19 protein-coding genes are annotated in these 19,826 nt (G+C 72.9%); 10 read left to right on the top strand and 9 right to left on the bottom strand.

The genetic code is table 11. The annotated features are described in order from the left end of the window. The first annotated feature begins 115 nt into the window (after nucleotides 1–115). Together V1634_RS19410 and V1634_RS19405 are read left to right on the top strand one after the other, a co-directional pair. The gene (locus tag V1634_RS19410) at nucleotides 116–826 is read left to right on the top strand and encodes a ThuA domain-containing protein (protein WP_331209288.1); all 711 of its coding nucleotides are present in this window, start codon (nucleotides 116–118) and stop codon (nucleotides 824–826) included. Further along, nucleotides 796–1,914 (top strand): Gfo/Idh/MocA family protein, encoded by a 1,119-nt coding sequence (locus tag V1634_RS19405; RefSeq protein WP_331209287.1) that lies wholly within the window; start codon nucleotides 796–798, stop codon nucleotides 1,912–1,914. The genes V1634_RS19410 and V1634_RS19405 overlap by 31 nt, the downstream gene beginning before the upstream one ends. A 233-nt stretch (nucleotides 1,915–2,147) precedes the next feature. Here the strand turns inward: V1634_RS19405 and V1634_RS19400 are convergent, their stop codons facing one another. After that, on the bottom strand, nucleotides 2,148–3,284 hold the full coding sequence (locus V1634_RS19400) for a phospholipase D-like domain-containing protein (protein WP_331209286.1): 1,137 nt from the start codon (nucleotides 3,282–3,284) through the stop codon (nucleotides 2,148–2,150). Between the two features lie 310 nt (nucleotides 3,285–3,594). On the opposite strand from V1634_RS19400, the gene V1634_RS19395 reads away from it, so the two are divergent. Continuing rightward, nucleotides 3,595–4,794 carry an RNA ligase RtcB family protein gene (locus V1634_RS19395; RefSeq protein WP_331209285.1) on the top strand — a complete coding sequence of 400 codons (1,200 nt, stop codon included), beginning with the start codon at nucleotides 3,595–3,597 and terminating at the stop codon, nucleotides 4,792–4,794. Beyond that, the gene (gene prfH, locus V1634_RS19390) at nucleotides 4,791–5,450 is read left to right on the top strand and encodes a peptide chain release factor H (protein ID WP_331209284.1); all 660 of its coding nucleotides are present in this window, start codon (nucleotides 4,791–4,793) and stop codon (nucleotides 5,448–5,450) included. The genes V1634_RS19395 and prfH overlap by 4 nt, the downstream gene beginning before the upstream one ends. Before the next feature lie 57 nt (nucleotides 5,451–5,507). On the opposite strand, the gene V1634_RS19385 is transcribed toward prfH, so the two are convergent. Then, a complete protein-coding gene (locus V1634_RS19385; RefSeq protein WP_331209283.1) occupies nucleotides 5,508–5,876 on the bottom strand; it encodes an MmcQ/YjbR family DNA-binding protein in 369 nt (122 codons plus the stop codon). A gap of 181 nt (nucleotides 5,877–6,057) precedes the next feature. Here V1634_RS19385 and V1634_RS19380 point away from each other — a divergent pair, with 181 nt between their 5' ends. The 5 genes from V1634_RS19380 (at nucleotide 6,058) to V1634_RS19360 (ending at nucleotide 11,343) form a co-directional block, all read left to right on the top strand. After that, complete coding sequence (locus V1634_RS19380) at nucleotides 6,058–6,912, top strand: helix-turn-helix domain-containing protein (RefSeq protein WP_331209460.1); 855 nt, start codon at nucleotides 6,058–6,060, stop codon at nucleotides 6,910–6,912. Nucleotides 6,913–6,979: 67 nt separating this feature from the next. Next, nucleotides 6,980–7,807: an SAM-dependent methyltransferase gene (locus V1634_RS19375; protein ID WP_331209459.1), complete on the top strand. Its 828-nt coding sequence runs from the start codon at nucleotides 6,980–6,982 to the stop codon at nucleotides 7,805–7,807. A 125-nt stretch (nucleotides 7,808–7,932) separates the two neighbouring features. Then, complete coding sequence (locus V1634_RS19370; protein ID WP_331209282.1) at nucleotides 7,933–9,141, top strand: acyltransferase family protein; 1,209 nt, start codon at nucleotides 7,933–7,935, stop codon at nucleotides 9,139–9,141. Beyond that, nucleotides 9,138–10,280 carry an alanine racemase gene (gene alr, locus V1634_RS19365; RefSeq protein WP_331209281.1) on the top strand — a complete coding sequence of 381 codons (1,143 nt, stop codon included), beginning with the start codon at nucleotides 9,138–9,140 and terminating at the stop codon, nucleotides 10,278–10,280. The genes V1634_RS19370 and alr overlap by 4 nt, the downstream gene beginning before the upstream one ends. Nucleotides 10,281–10,347: 67 nt before the next feature. Then, nucleotides 10,348–11,343: a D-alanine--D-alanine ligase family protein gene (locus V1634_RS19360; protein ID WP_331209280.1), complete on the top strand. Its 996-nt coding sequence runs from the start codon at nucleotides 10,348–10,350 to the stop codon at nucleotides 11,341–11,343. An 18-nt stretch (nucleotides 11,344–11,361) separates the two neighbouring features. Here V1634_RS19360 and V1634_RS19355 read toward each other — a convergent pair whose 3' ends face one another. The 6 genes from V1634_RS19355 to V1634_RS19330 form a co-directional block, all read right to left on the bottom strand. Then, nucleotides 11,362–11,955 (bottom strand): hypothetical protein, encoded by a 594-nt coding sequence (locus V1634_RS19355; RefSeq protein WP_331209279.1) that lies wholly within the window; start codon nucleotides 11,953–11,955, stop codon nucleotides 11,362–11,364. Then, nucleotides 11,952–13,451, bottom strand: coding sequence for a HAMP domain-containing sensor histidine kinase (locus V1634_RS19350; RefSeq protein ID WP_331209278.1), 1,500 nt, complete (start codon nucleotides 13,449–13,451; stop codon nucleotides 11,952–11,954). Before V1634_RS19350 ends, V1634_RS19355 begins: the two co-directional genes overlap by 4 nt. A 64-nt stretch (nucleotides 13,452–13,515) precedes the next feature. Then, on the bottom strand, nucleotides 13,516–14,208 hold the full coding sequence (locus V1634_RS19345) for a response regulator transcription factor (protein ID WP_331209277.1): 693 nt from the start codon (nucleotides 14,206–14,208) through the stop codon (nucleotides 13,516–13,518). 59 nt (nucleotides 14,209–14,267) lie between these two features. After that, on the bottom strand, nucleotides 14,268–15,242 hold the full coding sequence (locus tag V1634_RS19340; protein ID WP_331209276.1) for a phosphatase PAP2 family protein: 975 nt from the start codon (nucleotides 15,240–15,242) through the stop codon (nucleotides 14,268–14,270). 82 nt (nucleotides 15,243–15,324) lie between these two features. Then, the gene (locus tag V1634_RS19335) at nucleotides 15,325–15,840 is read right to left on the bottom strand and encodes a hypothetical protein (protein ID WP_331209275.1); all 516 of its coding nucleotides are present in this window, start codon (nucleotides 15,838–15,840) and stop codon (nucleotides 15,325–15,327) included. Beyond that, nucleotides 15,837–16,886, bottom strand: a complete 1,050-nt coding sequence (locus tag V1634_RS19330) for a helix-turn-helix transcriptional regulator (protein ID WP_331209274.1) — start codon at nucleotides 16,884–16,886, stop codon at nucleotides 15,837–15,839. Before V1634_RS19330 ends, V1634_RS19335 begins: the two co-directional genes overlap by 4 nt. Nucleotides 16,887–17,122: 236 nt before the next feature. On the opposite strand from V1634_RS19330, the gene V1634_RS19325 reads away from it, so the two are divergent. Continuing rightward, complete coding sequence (locus V1634_RS19325) at nucleotides 17,123–18,970, top strand: alkaline phosphatase family protein (protein ID WP_331209273.1); 1,848 nt, start codon at nucleotides 17,123–17,125, stop codon at nucleotides 18,968–18,970. A gap of 6 nt (nucleotides 18,971–18,976) precedes the next feature. Here the strand turns inward: V1634_RS19325 and V1634_RS19320 are convergent, their stop codons facing one another. After that, nucleotides 18,977–19,786, bottom strand: a complete 810-nt coding sequence (locus tag V1634_RS19320; protein ID WP_331209272.1) for an SAM-dependent methyltransferase — start codon at nucleotides 19,784–19,786, stop codon at nucleotides 18,977–18,979. Nucleotides 19,787–19,826: the final 40 nt, after the last annotated feature.

Genomic DNA, 19,826 nt, shown 5'->3' with positions numbered 1-19,826 from the left:
CGTCGCAGGTCGGGCGGCTACGGTTTCAGTGATCGACAAGCCCGGGCGTGGGCGGTACACACCGCCTCGCCGGCGGCGCGAGCCTGCCCGGTGACGGGCGGAAGAGGGAGTGAGCGTGGCGCAGCGCAGGGCACTGGTGGTTCGCGGCGGATGGGAGGGACACCAGCCGGTCAGGGCGACCGAATTGTTCATTCCGTTCCTCGAACGCAACGACTACGCCGTACGGGTCGAGGAGTCGACGGAGATCTACGCCGACGCCGCCGAACTGGCCGACACCGACCTCGTCGTGCAGTGCGTGACGATGTCGCAGATCACCCCGGAGCAGTTGGCGGGCCTGCAAGCCGCCGTCGTCGCCGGCACCGGCTTCACCGGCTGGCACGGCGGCATCGCGGACTCGTTCCGGGCCTCATCCGACTACCTGCACCTGGTGGGCGGTCAGTTCGCCACCCATCCGGGCAAGGAGCCGTGCGAGCGGCACGGCGGCGAGGCCGACAACTTCCTGCCGCACACCGTGAACATCACCGAACTCGGCCGGGAACATCCGATCACCGCGGGGATCGAGGACTTCGACCTGGTCACCGAGCAGTACTGGGTGCTGCACGACGACCTGATCGACGTGCTGGCCACCACGACGCATCCGACGCGCGAGTGGCACCCGTGGCACCGGCCGGTCACCTCGCCGGCGATCTGGACCCGGCACTGGGGTGCCGGGCGGATCGTCGTGACCACCCCGGGACACAGCCTCGACGTGCTGGAGCACCCGAGCGTGCGTACCGTCATCGAGAGGGGGATGGTGTGGGCGACCCGCACGGCGTCGGCATCGTAGGGCTCGGGGTCATCTCCCGGGCGTACCTGGAGACACTGGCGAACCACGCCGAGTTGCGCATCGCGGCGGTGGCCGACCTCGACGCCGCCCGGTCGGCCGCGGTCGCCGCCGAACTGCCCGACGCCGAGGCGTGCAGCGTCGAGCGCCTGCTCGACCACCCCGACGTGCGGACCGTGCTCAACCTGACGATCCCCGCGGCGCACGCCGAACTCTCGCTCGCCGCGGTCGACGCGGGCCGGAACGTCTACGTCGAGAAGCCGCTCGCCGTCACGTTCCCGGAGGGTCGCACGATCGTCGAGCGGGCCGCGGCGGCCGGCGTCCACCTCGGCTGCGCGCCGGACACCGTCCTCGGCACGGGTACCCAGACCGCCCGGGCGGCGATCGACGGCGGCCTCATCGGGCGACCGTTCTCCGCCTCGGCCGTGATGGTCACCCCCGGGCACGAGCGCTGGCACCCCCACCCCGACTTCTACTACGCCCCGGGCGGCGGCCCGCTGCTGGACATGGGGCCGTACTACATCTCGGCCCTGATCCACCTGCTCGGGCCGGTACGCGCGGTGGTCGGCGCCGGCAGCCGGCTGCGCACCGAGCGGGTCATCGGCTCCGGCCCGCGCACCGGCCAGCGGGTCCCGGTCCAGGTGGACAGTCACGTCACCGGTGTACTCGAACACGCCGACGGTGCCCTCTCCACCATCACGACGAGCTTCGACGGCGTGGCGACGACGGCCGCACCGATCGAGGTACACGGTGAGACGGGCAGTCTCGCCGTACCCGACCCGAACCGCTTCGACGGCGAGGTCCGGCTCTTCCCGCTCGGCGGTACCGGCTGGGGCGCGCTCGAACCACGGGCGGGCTACGCCGACGGCTCCCGAGGGCTGGGCCTGATCGACCTGGTCCGGGCGGACGATCGGCGACCGCCGCGCGCCGGTGGCGGATTCGCCCTGCACGTGCTGGAGACGATGACCGCGCTGCTCCGGTCGGCCGCCGAGGGCCGGCGGATCGAGTTGACGACCGTGGCGGAGCGGCCCGCGCCGGTCCCGTACACCCCGGTCGAGGACTGGCGGGGACACCCGGCGGCGACAAGCTGAGCCCTGCCGCGTCTGCAAGGCCGAGCCTTGCCGCGACTGTCAGGCGGCCCGGATGACGCCGGAGCGAGCAGGGGCGGCGCACGCCGTGACGTCGAGCGCGGCGTCGCCGATGGCCCCCGCAGGTCGACCGCGAGCGGCGGTCCCGGAAGATCCGGGACCGCCGGGCGCCGCGCTGCCGCCGACGATCTCAGCCGCCGGGTGCCGCTGCGGCCACCCCGGTCGGCGGAGTCGGGTCAGGAGGCCGCCGCGCGCAGGGCCCAGAAGTTCGACCGGTACTGGTCGTGGATCGTCGCGGACTCGATCCGGAGCAGCGCCTCGTCGTTCTCCCGCAGCGCCGCGTTCGTGTAGTTGTGGCTGCCGGTCATCACCCACTTGCTGTTCCGGGTACCGGCATAGGTGCCCTCGACCAGCATGTACTTGGAGTGCACGATGTAGTCGCCACTGATCCGGTAGAGGACGATCCGGGAGTGGCCGCCCAGGATGCGGAGCACGTCGGCGTCCATGGTGGTGTAGACGACCTCGATCCAGCACTTCCGGTCGGCCAGCGAGCGGAGTTCCTCGGCGATGCCGTTCCGGCTGAAATACCACATCCCGATCCGGATGATCGTCCGACCGGTCTCGGTACCGACAGTGGTGTTGCCCTCGCAGGTCACGTTCTCGTTGAGCATGTTGTAGATGGTGTCGGTGGCCCGGTCCGACCCCGCCCGAGGGAAGAAGTACGCCTTGGCGTTGCCGCTGCCGACCGTGCGGTAGTAGTCGCCGTTCTTGGCCTTTGCCGCCAGGTCGCCGAAGTAGTCGAGGTAGGCGTTGTAGAGGCCGGCGTTTCCGACCAGGGTCACGGCGTTGTTCCAGTACGCCGTGGCATTGCTGACCGTCAGGTTCGCCGAACTCTGCACCAGCACGTTGTTCGAGCCGGACGTGCTGGAGAAGAGGAAGAACTTGTTGTGCATGATCGGCGAGCCGGAGTTGCCGATGCATGCCGCGCCCTGTGTGCAGAAGACCAGCCACGACCGGTTGGCCCGGTTGCTGCCCAGCGTCGCCCGCATGGTGCCCACCGCCGGGTACTGCTCCGACAGGTAGTCCAGGACGAGCCGTACGTTCACCCCGCGGTTGTGGGCCGCCACGATGTCGTCGGCGACCGAGGTGGACGTCCAGTGGTACATCGCGATGGAGATGGTCGACCCCGCCGGGGCGCCCTGCACCAGCCCCCGGATGTGGTCGACGATCCGGTACTGCTCGGCGGTCGCGGTCGGGTTGTTGAAGATCGCGCCGCTGGCCACGGCGCCCACCGCCGGGGTGGACGGCAGCACCGTCCCGGCGACCACCAGGGCGGCCGCCACCACCGCTGCGACCGTACGACGTAGGGACATGCTCGCCTCCGGATAGCCCGTGACACCGACGTGAACAATCGACGATCATGCCAGGCCGGTCCGTCGCGCGGGGGCTCGGCCGCGAACGGCCCACCGGACGCGGAGACCGAAGACCGGAGCCCGGGAACGGTCCCGGCTCCGGGCGCCAGACGCCGAAAACCGGTTGCCGCGCGTGGCGGGTACGACCAGGGTGGGGGCATGACGTTCTGACGGGCATTACCAGGTGAGCCGAGCCCCGTGCCGCGCCGTCGCGCGCCCGGGGTGAGCCGTAGCGCCGTCCGTCCCTACCCTTCTTTCGAAGAGAGCGTCCTTGTCACAGCAGAATTCCCGGCCGGAGTCCACGCCGACCGCCGGGTCCGCCACCGTCACCGTCTTCGCCTCCGAGCGCAGTTGGATCGAGTCCGACGCCGTCGACCAGTGCCACCAGGTGGCCGCCCTCGACGGCATGGTCTCCGTCGCCGGCATGCCCGACCTGCATCCCGGCAAGGGTGCCCCGATCGGCGCCGCCATGGCCTCTACCGTGCTGTACCCGTTCCTGGTCGGCTCCGACATCGGCTGCGGCATCGCCGTCTTCCCGGTCGACCTGAAGCGGGTCGTACCCGAGCAGATCGCCCGCCGGTTCCCCGACCTCGACGTCGCCCTGGACCCGGACCGGGATGCCGACGACCCGGCCTGGGCCGTCGTGGACGACGAGATCCCGGCCGGTCACCTGGCGGGCCTGGGTACGGTGGGCCGGGGCAACCACTTCGTGGAGCTGGCGCGGATCCAGACCGTCCTCGACCCCGGCCACGCGGCCCGGCTCGGGCTCGCCGCCGACGACCTCGTGCTCATCGTGCACAGCGGTTCCCGAGGGCTGGGCGAGCGGATCCTGCGGGCACACACCGAGCGGCACGGGGCCGGCCCCGCCGACGACCCGGCCGGCTACCTGGAACTGCACGACGCCGCCGTGCGCTGGGGATCGGTCAACCGTCGGCTTCTCGCCGCCCGGGTGCTGCACGCCCTGGGCGCCGAGCCGACCGAGCCGATCGTGGACCAGTGCCACAACCTGGTCGAGGTCCGCGACGGGGCGTACCTGCACCGCAAGGGAGCGGCGCCGGGCGATGGGCAGGACGTGCTGATCGCCGGTACCCGGGGCACCTGCTCCTATCTGGTCGCCGCCCACGCGGGGGCGCACGCCAACTTCTCGGTGGCGCACGGCGCCGGCCGCAAGATGTCCCGGGCCGACGCGCTGCGCCGGGGCCGGGCCAAGCACACCGTCGAGGAACTCCGCCGCACCCCGGTGGGGTCGCTGGTGGTCTGCGGCGACCGGCAGCTCCTCTTCGAGGAGGCACCGACGGCGTACAAGCGGATCGAGCAGGTGGTCGGGGACCTGGTCGAGCACGGCCTCGCCACCCCGGCGGCGACGACGGTGCCGCTGGTCACGTACAAGACGATCGACCGGGGTGGCAACACCCGGCCGGCCGGGCGACGGGACCGGCCGGAACACCGCCGCGGCCGGGGCCGGTCGTGAGCGGGGCGCCGGCGCCGTACCACCTGCTGGTCTCGGCCGGGCGCGGCCCGCAGGAGTGCGCCTGGGCCGTCGCCCAGCTCGTGCGCCGGTTGGAGGCGGAGGCACTGCGGCGGGGCCTGGGCACGTCCCGGGTCGAGACCGTTCCCGGCGACCGGCCCGGCACCTACCGGTCGATCCTGGTGCGGATCTCCGGGCGGGGCGCCGAGGAGTTCGCCGGCTCGTGGACCGGCACCCTCTGCTGGCAGGCGCCGAGCCCCTACCGGGCGCGGGCCGGGCGGAAGAACTGGTACGTCATCGCCGGCCCCTGCCAGGTCGACGCCCCGCACACGTCGTTCGCGGAGGCGGACGTCGACATCGTCGGCTGCCGCACCGGCGGCCCTGGCGGGCAGCACCGGAACAAGGCCAGCACCGCCGTGCGGGCCACCCACCGTCCCTCCGGGATCGTGGTGGTGGTCGACACCGAGCGGCAGTTCAGCCAGAACCGTCGCATCGCCCTGGAGCTGATCCGGCGGCGCCTCGCCGACGGCGACCAGGCGGCGGGCCGGGCCGTCACCACCGCCCGCTGGCGCATCCACGACGACCTCGTGCGCGGCGACCCCGTGCGGGTCGAACGACCGGACCCCCGGGCCGGCACGAACCCGCCCGCACACCGGTGAACCGGCTACCGCCCCGGCCTCCGTGAACCGGCAACCGCACCGACTCCGGTGAGCCGGCTAGCGGCCCGGGGCGGACGGTGGCACCGGGACGAGCGGATGTCCGTCGACGAGGTCTCCGGGCGCGGAGAGGGACCAGGCCTCGTAGACCAGCTCGGCCAGCTCGTCGGCGTCGATCCTGGGCAGCTGGACGACGACCCAACCGAAGCCGCCGGAGGTGAACTGCACCTCGAAGACGTCCGGCCGCTCGGCGACCAGCGCCGCCTGCTCCGACAGGGTCTGCTTCAGCCCCACCGTCCTGGTGCGTGGCCAGTGGTAGCCGAAGCGCGTGCCCCGGACACTGAACGAGGTGTAGTCCCGCGCCTGGGCACGCTCGACCTCGGCGAGCGTGTCCACCATCCGCAGGAACTGCGCATCCGGTACCGCCACGTCGACCATTCTGGCGTACCCGCCATCCGGTGTTGACCCGGCTACCGTCCGTTTGATGATCGCCAACCGTGGCCAGCCGGTAGCTCTGATCGACTCTCGATGGCATGCTTGGCGTCGGGAAGCAACCCGGAGGTGTGGGGTGAGCGGATCAGCACAGCCGGACGGGCCCGGCGACGGTGCGATGGCCGTACGGATCCTGGTCGGGGCCCAACTACGACGACTGCGCGAGGAACGGGGACTGACCAGGGCGGAAGCGGCCGAGCCGATCCGCGCCTCCGAGTCGAAGATCAGCCGGATGGAGCTGGGCCGGGTCGGCTTCAAGGAGCGCGACGTACTCGACCTGCTCTCGCTCTACGGCGTACACGACGAGCAGGAACGGGCCACGCTGCTGACGCGGGTACGCGAGGCGAACACGTCGAGCTGGTGGCATCCGTACAGCGACGTCACGCCGAACTGGTTCCAGCGCTACCTGGGGCTGGAGGCGACGGCGACACTGATCCGCAGTTACGAGGTCCAGTTCGTCCCGGGGCTGCTCCAGACCGAGGAGTACGCCCGGGCGGTGGTGCGCCTCGGCCACGGTTCGGCCCGGGAGGACGAGGTCGCGCGCCGGGTACGGCTGCGGATGGAGCGGCAGCAGGTGCTGACCCGCCCGGATCCGCCGATGTTCTGGGCGGTGGTGGACGAGGCCGCGCTGCGCCGCCCGGTCGGCGGGCCGCAGGTGATGCGCGACCAGCTCGAAGCGCTGATCAGCATCGTCACGAAGATGCCGAACGTGAGGCTACAGGTGATCCCGCTCGCCGCGGGTGGGCACGCCGCGGCCGGCGGCGCCTTCACCATCCTGCGTTTCCCGCAGCAGGAACTGGCCGACCTGGTCTACATCGAACAGTTGACCAGCGCGCTCTACCTCGACAAGCGGGAGGACGTCGACTGCTACTTCGAGGCGGTGAACCGGCTCTTCGTCGAGGCGGCGCCGCTCAAGGACACCTTCCAGATCCTGGACCGGATCATCCGCGACCTCGACGAGGCGCCGCGGTGACCACAGTTATCCTTGGCCTCCGCCACATAGATCGACCGACCGGAGGGTTCTGCCCGTGACCGAGGAGATTTCCACGTCCGGCGAGGAAGAGACTCCCGGCGAGGAAAAGTCGTCCAGGCCGAAGATCGACTCCGAGGTGCCGCAGACGGCCCGGGTCTGGAACTACTGGCTCGGCGGCAAGGACAACTACCCCGTCGACCGGGCGCTCGGCGACGAGATCGCCGAGGCGTTCCCGATCATCGTCGAGATCGCGCGTGCCGACCGCGCCGTGCTGAACCGGGTGGTGCGCCACCTCGCCGGTGAGGCCGGGGTCCGGCAGTTCCTGGACGTCGGCACCGGGCTGCCCACCGCCAACAACACGCACGAGGTGGCCCAGGCGGTGGCCCCGCAGGCCCGCATCGTCTACGTCGACTACGACCCGCTCGTGCTCGTGCACGCCCGGGCCCTGCTGACCAGCGGGCCGGAGGGCGCCACGGACTACATCGACGCGGACATCCGCGACACCGCGACGATCCTGCGGGAGGCGGGTCGTACCCTCGACCTCACCCAGCCGGTCGCGGTCATCCTCTCCGGGATCCTGGCCCACCTGCCCACCGTCGAGGAGGCGCGGGCGGTCGTCCGCCGGCTGATGGACGCGCTGCCGTCCGGGAGCTATCTGGTGGCCGTGGACGGTGCCGACACCAACCCGGAACTCAACGACGTGATGAAGATCTGGAACCAGTCGGCCAACCCGCCCTACGCGATGCGTACCCCGGAGGAGATCGCCAGCTACTTCGAGGGGCTGGAGCTGGTCGAGCCGGGGCTGGTAGACGTCACCCGGTGGCGGCCCGATCCCAGCCCCGCCGGCCCGCCGCGCCCGTTGGACAACCTCGTCGGCGTCGGCCGCAAGCCCTGACCGTCCGACCGACCGTCGGTCGCGAGCTCTGACCGTCCGCTCCGACCGGGGACGCCGGACCGCTATTACCCGGTCGTGACAATGCGCGGACCGGCTCCGGACATCGCGGTGGCACCTTCGCTCGGGTGAGTTCCGAGCCCTTCCCACCGGCCGCCCGCCCGGGCGCCGCCTCGTCGCCACCCCGGCAGCGCTGGGCCGACGTCGCCAAGGGCGCCTGCATCGCCCTCGTGGTGCTCTGGCACGTCATCGTCAAGCACTATCTGCGGATCGAGTGGCATCTCGGCGGCGTACCGCTGCCCGGGGTCTGGGGGACGCTGGGCGAGCAGTTGCTGCCGTTGCGGATGCCGCTCTTCTTCACCATCTCCGGACTCTTCGCCGCGAACGCCGTCGGCCGGCCCTGGCGCCAGGTCGGCCGGTCCCGGATCGCCCGGTTCCTCTATCTGTACGCCGGATGGCTGCTGATCCACACCCTGCTGCTCGCCGCCGCGCCGGACTTCCCGACCGACCGGGCCGGCTCGGTCACCGGCCTGCTGGCCGAACTCACCGTCAGCCCGTCCAACCTCTGGTATCTCTACGCCCTCGCGCTGTATTTCGCGGTCGCCAAGCTGGCCCGCCGGATCCCCGCGCCGGTGCTGCTGGCGGCCGCCGCCGGCCTCTCCGCCGTCAGCACGGCGGGACTGCTCGCCACCGCCGGCAACCGGGCCGGCGTCTACCAGAACCTGGTCTTCTTCCTCGGCGGGTTGCACCTGCGGCCGTACCTGTCGAGCTGGGTGGCGGCCGCGACCCGGCGCCGGCTGCTGCTCACCGCCGCCGGCTACCTGACCGCACTGGCCGGGATGGCCCGGACCGGGGCGCAGGGCTGGCCGGGGGTGTGGCTGCTGGTCTCGGTCGCGGCGGTGGCCTTCGGACTCACCGCCGCCGCCCGGCTGACCCGGTGGCGCCGGCTCGGCGACCCGCTCGCCGCCCTCGGCCGGCGGACCCTCCCGGTGTACGTCCTGCACCTGCCACTGCTGGCGCTCGCCGACCGGGTACTGCTCGGTCCGCTGTCCGGGCTGGGCCGGTCCGGACAGGTCGCGCTGGCGCTCGGCTATCCGATCCTGCTCACCTCGGCCCTGCTCGCCCTGACCCTGGCACTGCACCGGGGACTGCTCTTCCTGCGGGCCGGCTGGATGTTCGACCTGCCGGCGCCGCGCCCCGCCGGTCGTCGGCGTCGCCCGTGGCCACGGTGCCGGGACGGCGAGGTGCGCCGAGCCGATCGCGGCGGCCCGGACGGTGGCCAGGTGGATCCGGCGGGGCGGCTCGAGGAGGCCGTACCGGCGGGGTGGCGCGGATGAGCGCGCTGGCCGAGGCCGAGGTCGACCTCGCGGCCGTCGCGGCCAACCTGGGTACGGTCGCGGCGCTCGCCGGTACCGGGCTGATGGCGGTGGTGAAGGCCGACGGGTTCGGGCACGGCGCGGTACCGGTAGCCCGGGCCGCGCTGGCGGCCGGCGCGAGCTGGCTCGGGGTGACCTCGGCCGGCGAGGCGCTCGCCCTGCGCGCGGCGGGTCTCACCGCACCCGTACTGAGCTGGCTGCACCGACCGGACGACGACTTCGGCCGGCTGATCGGCGCGGACGTCGACCTCGGGGTCTCGACCGTGCCGCACCTGCACTCGATCGCCGAGGCGGCGCGCCGGTCGGGCCGCCCCGGAACGGTCCAGCTCAAGGCCGACACCGGGTTGTCCCGCAACGGCGCCAGCCGCGACGACTGGCCGGAGCTGGTCGACTGGGCCCGCAAGTACGAGGTCGAGGGGACCGTCCGGGTCCGGGGGGTCTGGTCGCACCTGGCCGGCGCCGAGACGCCGGACGGTCGGGGCGTCGACCGGCAGGTGGCGGCCTTCGAGGAGGCGCTGCGGATCGCCCGGGCGGCCGGACTGCGGCCGGATCTCGCCCACCTGGCGAACTCGGCGGCGGCGCTGGCCGCCCCGGCGACCCGGTACGACCTCTGCCGGATCGGACTGGCGCTCTACGGCGTCGACCCGTTCGGCGCGTCCGGCGCCGGGGCGTACCGGCTGCGGGCCGCGATGACCCTGCGCTCCACGGTGGTGAACGTCAAGCGGGTGCCGGCCGGTACCGGCGTCTCCTACGGGCCGGACCGGGTGACCGAGCGGGCGACGACGCTGGCACTGTTGCCGCTCGGCTACGCGGACGGGCTGCCCCGGGCCGCCGAGGGGCGGGCCGAGGTGTGGCTGGCCGGCACCCGGCGGCCGATCGTCGGGCGGATCGCCATGGACCAGTGCGTGGTCGACGCCGGGGACCTGCCGGTGTCGATCGGCGACCCGGTGGTGCTCTTCGGCCCGGCCCCGGCAGAACCCGGCTGGCCGACGGTGGCGCAGTGGGCGGCGTGGGCCCGGACCAGCCCGCACGAGATCCTGACCGGCATCGGCGCCCGGGTCGCCCGCCGGTATCGACCGGCGGGGGTGGTAGCGGAATGAGGGTACGGATCGGCGGGCTCGGTGCCCGCGTGCCGCGTGGCGGCCGGAGTGCAGGGGAGTGTCGAGGATGAGTATCCGGCTGGCGGTGCTGTACGGCGGGCGCAGCGGCGAGCACGAGGTGTCCCGCCGTTCGGCGGCGAGCATCCTCGCCCACCTCGACCGGGACGCCTATCGGGTGACCCGGGTGCTCGTCGAGCGGGACGGCCGGTGGCAGGTCGACGGCGTACCGGTCACGCTGCCGGCGGCGCTGCGGGTACTGACCGCCCAGGACGTGGTGTTCCCGGCCATGCACGGCCCGTACGGCGAGGACGGCAACGTCCAGTCGATGCTGGACTGGCTCGGCGTGCCGTACGTCGGCAACGGGGTCTTCGCCAGTGCGGCCGGCATGGACAAGGCGGTGACGAAGAAGCTGCTCGGTGCCGAGGGACTGCGCGTCGCGGCCGGCGTGACGCTGCGGGACGGCGAGTTCCTCTCCCGGCTCGAACAGCAGCGGCTGGGTCTGCCGGTCTTCGTCAAGCCGGCCCGGGCGGGCTCCAGCCTCGGCGTGTCCCGGGTCGACAAGTGGTGGCAACTGCCGGCCGCGCTCCGGCTGGCCCGCGAGGCCGACCCGAAGGTTCTCGTCGAGCGGGCCGTACCCGGCCGGGAGATCGACGTCGGCGTGCTCCAGTACCCGGACGGACGGGTCGAGGCCGGGCCGCCGCTGGAGATCCGTGTGCCGCCGACCGCAGCCTTCTTCGACCACGCCGCCAAGTACGACGGCGGGGCCGTCTTCCAGATTCCGGCCCCGCTCGACGCCGCGACGACCCGGCTGTTGCAGGATCGGGCGGTCCGGGCCTTCCACGCACTCGGCTGTCGGGGCCTGCTCCGGGTCGACTTCTTCCTGCCCGGTGACGACCTGCCCGGCGACGGCTCGGGTGAGCCGGTGGTCAACGAGGTCAACACGTTTCCCGGCTTCACCGGCGAGTCGCAGTACCCGCAGATCTGGGCCCGGGCCGGGATCGCCTTTCCGAGGCTGCTCGACATCCTGATCGACGGCGCCCGGAGCGCCGCGGCCGCCGGGTGAGGTGCCGGGCGGGGCTGCTCAGAAGCCGGGGGCGGTGGCCCGGGGCGGTGCGGGCACGACGTCGGGCGGCAGGCACCAGGCGGCGTCGGGGGAGTGCGCCGACCCGCCCGGGGCGGCCGGGCATTTCGGCGGGTCGCAACGGTACGGTCCCCGGCTCCCGTCCGGACCGGTCAGCGTGACCACGGAGCGCCCCGCCGGCCTGTCGTCCGGGAGGGCGTACCGGACGGTGCAGACGATCTGGTCGACCGCCGTCGCCGACAGCGCGGTCACGTCGGTGCCGAGCTTCACCGTCGTACCCGACGGGTCGGACGTGGTCACCGCCGGCTCGGCGTCCGTCGGGATCTCGGTGCGGTAGCCCTGCTGCCGCTCCCGCCGGTCGGGGCCGGCCAGCAGCAGTGCCAGCGCGTCGTCGACCGAACCCGGCGGGGTGGAGGGGCGCAGCACCAGGGTGACGCGCTGCTCCGCGACGAAGAAGACGCCCACCCCCTGCACCGGCCCCGTCGGTGCGGGACCGCCGGTGATGACCACGGTCGGCCGCACGCCGCACCCGGCGGCGAGCACCGTCAGCAGCGCGACGGCGGCGAGCGTCACCCACCGCCGGAGGCCGGTCACGGACGTCCCCCGACGGGACCGGGCCGGCCGGCGGCGGGACCGGGCCGGCCGGCGGTGGGCGTCGCCGGATCGGTGCAGTGGCGCGGCAGGCGGAGCGTGAACACCGCACCGCCGGCCGGGTCGTTCCCGGCCACCAGACTGCCCCGTTCGGCGCCGGCCCGGTGCAGCCGGGCGTTCTCCCAGGCGATGGCGAGACCGAGTCCACTGCCGTCGGAGCGGCTCCGGGCGCTGTCCGCCTTGTAGAAGCGGTCGAAGACCTGCGGCAGCACCAGCGGGTCGAGCCCCGGGCCGCGGTCGCCGACCAGCAGGACGATCCAGTCCGGTTCGGCGCGCAGCCGTACCGTCACCGGCGGAGCGCCGTGCCGCAGCGCGTTGCCGACCAGGTTCGCCAGGATCACGTCCAGCCGGCGGGGGTCGAGCCGGGCCCGGGTCTCCGGCGGCAGGTCTGCCACCACCCGGTCGGTCCAGCCCCGGGCGCGCAGGGTCGCGCGTACCGCCGCCGGCACGTCGACGTCGTCGAGGGCGAGTGCGGCCGTACCGCTGTCGAACCTGCTCACCTCGATCAGGTCGTTGACCAGCCGGGTCAGGCTCTGCGTCTCCTGGCTGACCAACCGGGCGGCCCGGCCCGCGTCGCCGGGCAGCCGGGGCGCCTCCTCGTCGAGTACGTCGGTTACCGCGGTCATCGCGGCCAGCGGGGTACGCAGCTCGTGCGAGACGTCGGCCACGAAGCGCCGGGCGTCCGCCTCCATCCGGCGCAACTCGTCGACCTGCCGTTCCAGTCGCTGGGCGGTGTGGTTGAAGGTACCGGCGACCCGCGCGAGTTCGTCGGAGCCGCGTACGGCCAGCCGGGTGCTCAGGTCGCCGTCGCCGAGCCGGCGGGCCGCCCGGTCGAGTTCCCGGACCGGCCGCAGCACGCCCCGGGCGGCGAGCAGCGCCAGCACGACGGCGAGCGCCAGCGACAGCCCGCCGGTCGACCAGCTCCACATCGCGAGCTGCTCGATGCTGCGTTGCTCGGCCTCCAGGCTGTGCAGGCGGTAGATCTCCAGTCCGGACGGCCGCGCCGTCCCCTCCGGCTGGTTGAGCATCACCTGGGTCCCGATCACCAGGTACGGGTAGCCGTGCGCGGTCTGCCGCTGCCAGACGACCCGACCACTACCCACCGCCCTGCGCAACTCCGGCGGGAGTACGGCGGAGACCTGGTCGGGTGCGGAGCTGCGCCCCTGGTACGCGGCGATCGCGGTGTCGTCGCGGCCGGAGAGTTCGGTGGCGATGGCGTCGAGGTCGGCCTGGCTCGGTGGCAGGGTTCGGATCGGGGGGAGCCGGGTGATCTGCTCCTTCAACGTGACGACGGCCGCGTCCTGGGCCTGTTGCAGGATGACGTTCCGGGCCTGGACGTAGCTGGCTCCGGCCACCACCGCCGTGGTGGTCAGGCCGAGCGAGACGAAGGCGAGCAGCAGCCGGACCCGCAGGCCGGCCGGCCACCGCAGCCGGCTCACCACAGGTCCCGGCCACAGTGCGGCGCGCCGTGCCGCGAGGGTCGACCGTGCGCTCGGGTACGGCTCACAACGGGCCGAACCGGTAGCCGAAGCCGCGCACGGTCTGCACGTAGACCGGGGCGGCGGAGTCGTCCTCGATCTTCGCCCGCAACCGCTGCACGCAGGCGTCGACGAGTCGCGAGTCGCCGAGGTAGCCGTGCTCCCAGACCGCCTCCAGCAGTTGCTGCCGGCTGAGTACCCGGCCCGGGGTGCCGGAGAGTTCGAGCAGCAGCCGCAGTTCGGTCGGGGCGAGGCCGATCGGCTCGCCTGCCTTGCTGACCACCAGCGCCGACCGGTCGATGGTCAGCGCGCCGTACCGCTGCACCGCCGGTTCCGGGCCGGAGCGCCGGGGTTCGCCGCTCGTCCGGCGCAGCACCGCGCGGATCCGCGCCTCCAGTACCCGGGCCTGCACCGGCTTGACCACGTAGTCGTCGGCACCGGCCTCCAGCCCGGCCACCACGTCGATGTCGTCGTTGCGGGCGGTGAGCATGATGATCGGCAGGTCGCCGGTCGACCGGATCCGGCGGCACACCTCGAAGCCGTCGATCCCGGGCAGCATGAGGTCCAGGACGACGACGTCGGCGCTGTCCGTGACCAGCCGGGCCAGCCCCTGCTCGCCGGTGGCCACGGCGTCCACGGTGTGGCCCTGGCGGGTCAGGGCCAGCTGGAGGCCGTCGCGCACCGTCTGATGGTCCTCGATCAACAGCACCCGAGACATGGCACCAACTATTGCATTCCCGCCGAAGTTGCCCTGTCGATCATGATTCGTGGCACGGATCAGCCCTCCGCCGCCGGAGTGTCCGGTTCGGGGTCCGGTCCGGGCCGGCGCCCCGCGACGGGGCCGACGAAGTCCACCGGACGCAGCAGGACCAGCAGGGTGGCGACGACCAGGACGACGAACCCGCTGCCGGCCACGATCGCGACGAAGAGCCCGCCGGCACCGCCGGCCGCGGTGTAGGGGGTGTGCGCCGGCACGCCGACCAGCAGCGCCAGCAGCGGTACCCCGCCGAGCAGCCCGAAGGACCCGACCTCGACCGCGGCCGTCACGGCACCGCTATCCCGGCGCGGCCGGGCCAGCGCGGCGGCGACCAGGCAGAACAGCGCCGCCGCCAGCAGTACGCCGCCCAGGACGTCACTGAACCGGTGCCAACCCGCGATCATGGTGGACGCGGCGACCGTGCAGACGCCCACCGCCCCCGGGGCGGCACACCAGCGCCGGGCCGGTGCGGGGAGCACGAGCAGGACCGCGAGGAGCAGCGCCATCGCCGCCGCGACGTGGCCGCTGGGGAAGCTGTTGTGCGTGGTCGAGGTGGCCACCCCGAGCTCCGGCCGCAGGATCACCCGCTTGGCGACGCCCGCGCCGAGCACCGCGGCGCCGACCAGGCCCACCCCGGCCACCCCGGCCCAGGGCCGCCGGCCGAGCACACCGAGCAGCAGTACGGCGACGAGCAGCAGGCCCAGCACCGCCGGGTCGCCGAACCAGGCCAGTACGGTGCGCGCCGGCTCGACCAGGTCGGTCGGCTGGGCGTATCCGCCGCCCCGCTCGGCCCGGGGCAGCAGCGTGCCGTCGAGCAGCTGCCCCGCACCGGTGCCGACGAACCCGACGGCGGTCAGCACGAACGCGAGCAGGTAACCGAGGGCGGCGTGGCGCAGCCGGCGGGCCGGCCCCCGGTCGGCGGGCGCCGGCCGGCGGTCGGACCGGGCCGGAACCCCCGGCGGGGTCGTTGACGGGTACGGCGATACCGGATGCACCAGCCCAGGATGCGGTGCCCGGGTCCGGAGACCGTGCGGGCCATGTCATGGTTCTGTCACAACCGCCGGTCGTACCGGAGCGTCACCAGCAGCTCCCGCAGACCGGCCGGGGTCCCCAGTCCGGCGAGACGAGTCGGACCATGCGGTCGACCAGCGGATCGGTGGTCTCCAGTGGGCGCGCCTGGATCTCGTGGTCCAGCAGGTCCCACACCACCCGGACACACTCGACCCGGACCAGGTAGTCGGTGACCACGCAGATCACGAAGTCCACCGGCCCGGTCGGCACCCGCTTCCGGTCCGAGAACGGGCTGACCCCGGCCGGCGCGTACGGCCGCAGGTGCGACCCGTACACGAGGCCCTCCGCGCGACCGGGCTCGTAGATGCCGTACCCGAAGGCGGCGGCCGTCTTTTCCTCGGCGCAGTCGAGCTGACCCGCGAGGGTGAGGAACACCCCGTCCTTGGTCTCGTCCGTCGCCGCGACCTCGATCGCGCCGGAGGTGCAGGGGATCCGCTCCCACACCGGCTCGGCAGCCGTCGCCGGCCCGGCGGTGAGCGAGGTGATCAGGGCGGCGGCCACCGCCGCGACCAGGTGTCTCATCGGTCGTCTCCCTCCACGGGCGGCCTGTTCCTCGGTGGGCTCGCCGCCTGCATCGCGCCGAGGGCGAGGCCGAGTTGAAAGCGGTTCTCCACCCCGAGCCGGTCCATCAGGGACCGCAGCGCGTAGGTGACCGATCGGGTGGACATGCCGAGTTCCTTCGCGGCACTGCTGTCGGTATGGCCCTCGGCGAGCAGTGCGACGAGCGCCTTCTCCCGTGGTGTGAGCACGACCTCGGGTACTCCGTTCCGGCGTGGATCTGTCGCCTCCGTCCAGTACCGGACGAAGAGCGAGACGAACGACTCGACCGCCGAGGGTTCGACGACCTCCCACGTGCCGTGGTGCAGCCCGTCGGGGTCGACGGCGACCAGCGCGACGCGACGGTCGAAGATCATCAGCTTGTGCGGCAGCCGGGACGTCTCCCGGTACTCCCCGCCCAGCCGGGCGAACTCCGTCGCGTGCCGCGACGACCGGTCGCCGTCGGCGGGCGCCCGGCCCAGCGAACGCAGTCGGATCCGGCGCCGCAGCAGCGCGATGTCCAACGGGGCGCCGATCGCCAGCGCCTCGGTGCTGAAGATCTCTTCCGGATTCATCGCCAGGTGCTCGACCCGCTCCAGCGCCACCAGTTCCGCGATACGCCGACGGGTTGCCTCGCGATCCGGCAGCCGCCGGGCCGGAAACGGCCGGACCATACCCGGTCGCAGCAGGCCGGCCGGGCCCTCGACCGCCGGGGCGGCCCGCCGGAGGGCGCGACGTCGCAGCGTCGTCACCGCCACCTCCGCCGCCGCGGCCCGCCAGGTCACCGCGTCGGCCCCGGAGCCGGACGGCGCGGCGATCGGCACGACCAGGTCGGCCTCGGCCAACTCGTCCAGCGCCTCGCGGACCCGGCGCACCGCGAGTCCGAGACTGGCGGCGATTCCGCCGGTACTGCGGGAACCGAAGGTGACCAGGCAGCGGTAGACCAGGTCGGCATCGGCGGAGACCCCCCAGCGGACCAGTAGCGGCACCGCCCGCCCGACGGCCAGCGCCCCCGTGCCCCTGCCCGTCATGAACAACTCCCTCCCCCTGGGAATCGGTACGTCGCGATACAAACACAGGACGGCACCGATGTCTCGGGTCGACAAGATCAGCGCGTCGATTCGTTGCGCGATCACGCAACGGTGCTGCCCGTCCCGGAATCCCCGTTGAACCGTAGGCGCGGAAATCCCGTTCTAGCTCACGTGCGGCCACGCGTCGCGCGCCTGGCCCGCCCCACCAACACGGCCTCCAGGAGAGGATCTTCGGGTTGTCACTCTTCGCACGCTTTCGTCCGGCACAGGAGCAGGAACCGACGACCACGGCGGACGGTCCGCTGCCGGACGGGCACCCCGAGGACACCCCGGCCGGCGCCGGAGATGACGGCGGCGGCGACGCTGCGGCTCGGGTCGACGGCGGCGGTGAGACCGCGGGCGGCGACGACGGTGGTGGCCCCGCCGACGGCGGGGAGGCGGCGGAACAGCGGCGCCGTTCGCCCGCACGGCGGATCGCGGCGCGGGTGACGACCGCGCTCGCGGTCCTGCTCGTACTGCTCGCTCTCGCCATGGGAAACCGGCCGGAGCAGTTCACCCCCGGCACGTTCGCGCGGATTCCGGTGGAGGCACTCCTCGGCGTCCTTCTCCTCCTCGCCCTGCGCCCGGGGGCGCGCCGGGTGGCGGCCGTACTCGGTGGCGTCACCCTCGGCCTGCTGGGCCTGCTCAAGCTCGTGGACGTCGGCTTCTACGCCGTACTCGCCCGGCAGTTCGACCCGGTCCTCGACTGGGTACTGGTGGACGACGCGATCTCGTTCCTCACCGACTCCTTCGGCCGGGCCGGCGCGGTCGGCGCGGCGATCGTGGCCGTGCTGCTGGTCGTCGCGGTACTCGTACTCATGACGCTGGCGGTGCTCCGGGTGACCCGGCTCGTGGCCGCGCACAGCGTCGCCGCGACGCGTACCGTCATTGTGCTCGGCGCGGCCTGGCTCGCCTGTGCGGTGTTCGGCGTGCAGATCGTGCCCGGGGTGCCGGTGGCGGCCCGGAACACGGCCGGCCTGGCGCACGCGCGGGCCCACCAGATCCGCGACGGTCTGCGCAGCCAGCAGGAGTTCACCCGGCAGGCCGCCGTGGACGCCTTCGGCGGCGTCCCCGGTGACCGGCTGCTCACCGGCCTGCGCGGAAAGGACGTCCTGCTGGTCTTCGTCGAGAGTTACGGGCGCAGCGCCGTCGAGGATCCGGCGATCGCGCCGCCCGTCAACGCGGCACTCGACGCCGGTACCCGGCGGCTGGCCGCCGCCGGCTTCGGCTCGCGCAGCGCCTTCCTCACCTCACCGACGGCGGGCAGCGGCAGCTGGCTGGCCCACTCCACGTTCCTCTCCGGGCTCTGGATCGACAACCAGCAGCGGTACCGCAACATCGTCACCACCGACCGGCTGACCCTCACCGGCGCCTTCCGGCGGGCGAACTGGCGCACCGTCGGCATCATGCCGGGCGTCACCCGGGCCTGGCCGGAGGGGGAGCTGTACGACTACCAGAAGGTCTACGACTCGCGGCAGCTCGGCTACCAGGGCCCGAAGTTCAGTTGGGCCACCATGCCCGACCAGTTCGTCCTGGCCGCCTTCGAACGCTACGAGCACGGGACACCGGACACGGCGCCGCTGATGGCGGCGATAACCCTCGTGTCGAGTCACGCGCCCTGGACACCCCTTCCCCGGCTCGTGGACTGGGACGACCTCGGGGACGGGTCGATCTTCGCGCCGATGGCCGGTCAGGGGCAGCCGAAGAGCGCGCTCTGGGGCGACCGGGCGAAGGTGCGTGCCGAGTACGGCCGGTCCATCGAGTACTCGCTGAACAGCCTGGTCTCCTATGTGGAGAAGTACGGCGACGACGACACCGTGGTCGTCTTCCTCGGTGACCACCAGCCCTCGCCGGTGGTCACCGGTACCGGTGCCAGCCGGGACGTGCCCATCAGCATCGTGGCGCACGACCCGGCCGTGCTGGACCGGATCTCCCGGTGGGGCTGGCAGGACGGGCTGAAGCCGGGCCGGCAGGCGCCGGTCTGGCGGATGGACTCCTTCCGGGACCGTTTCCTGACCGCGTTCGGGTCCCGCAGCGCCTCGTGACAGAGGTCAGGGCTTACGCCCGACCCCGCCGTACCCGTCGACCGGCTCCGCGTCGGCGCTGTCCGGGCGCCACTGCGAGATGGAGACGATGCCCGGCTCCAGCAGGGTCAGGCCGTCGAAGCAGCGCTCGATCTGCTCCGGGCTGCGCAGCACGTACGGCACCGCACCCGTGTCGTCGTAGCCCTGTTGCGCCTCGTCGAATCCCTCGGTGGTGTTGGTGCTGTCCCACAGGATCAGGTAGCTGCCGCTGGGTACCGCCGCCATCACCCGGGCCACAATGGAGCGTGCCTCCTCGTGGTCGGCGACGTGCCCGAGTACGCCCATGAACATCACCGCGATCGGCTGGGTGAAGTTCAGGATGTTCCGGGCGTCGGCGATGATCTGGTCGGGATCGTGGAAGTCCGCGTCGACGTAGTCGGTGACCCCCTCCGGGGTGGTGTTGCTGAGCAGCGCACGGGCGTGGGTCAGCACGAGCGGGTCGTTGTCGACGTAGACGACCCGGGACTCCGGGGCGGCGCGCTGGGCCACCTGGTGGGTGTTGTCCAGGGTGGGCAGTCCGGTGCCGATGTCGAGGAAGTTGCGGATGCCCGCGTCGGCCGCCAGGTGGTGCACGGCCCGGATCAGGAAGCGCCGGGACTGCTTGGCCAGCGGGACGATGCCGGGGAACTGCTGCCGGTAGGCGTCACCGGCCTCCCGGTCGGCGGCGAAGTTGTCCTTGCCACCCATCCAGTAGTTCCAGATCCGGGCGGAGTGCGGCACGCCGGTGTCGAGCCCGTCCGGCCGTGCGTGGTCTGCTGGCGGCGCTTCCTTCGTCACGAGGCTCCCCAGGATTCCGTAGCGGACACGATCGCTCCAC

This window comes from Plantactinospora veratri (genome assembly GCF_036421995.1).
GTDB lineage: Bacteria > Actinomycetota > Actinomycetes > Mycobacteriales > Micromonosporaceae > Plantactinospora > Plantactinospora veratri.
This window is presented reverse-complemented; position numbering and strand designations above follow the sequence as displayed.

Excerpts from the sequence above, each read along its gene's own strand:
- V1634_RS19400 (WP_331209286.1), bottom strand. The coding sequence starts at position 3,284 with ATGTCCCTACGTCGTACGGTCGCAGCGGTGGTGGCGGCCGCCCTGGTG.
- V1634_RS19380 (WP_331209460.1), top strand. The coding sequence starts at position 6,058 with ATGGCCGTACGGATCCTGGTCGGGGCCCAACTACGACGACTGCGCGAG.
- alr (WP_331209281.1), top strand. The coding sequence starts at position 9,138 with ATGAGCGCGCTGGCCGAGGCCGAGGTCGACCTCGCGGCCGTCGCGGCC.
- V1634_RS19360 (WP_331209280.1), top strand. The coding sequence starts at position 10,348 with ATGAGTATCCGGCTGGCGGTGCTGTACGGCGGGCGCAGCGGCGAGCAC.
- V1634_RS19345 (WP_331209277.1), bottom strand. The coding sequence starts at position 14,208 with ATGTCTCGGGTGCTGTTGATCGAGGACCATCAGACGGTGCGCGACGGC.
- V1634_RS19335 (WP_331209275.1), bottom strand. The coding sequence starts at position 15,840 with ATGAGACACCTGGTCGCGGCGGTGGCCGCCGCCCTGATCACCTCGCTC.
- V1634_RS19330 (WP_331209274.1), bottom strand. The coding sequence starts at position 16,886 with ATGACGGGCAGGGGCACGGGGGCGCTGGCCGTCGGGCGGGCGGTGCCG.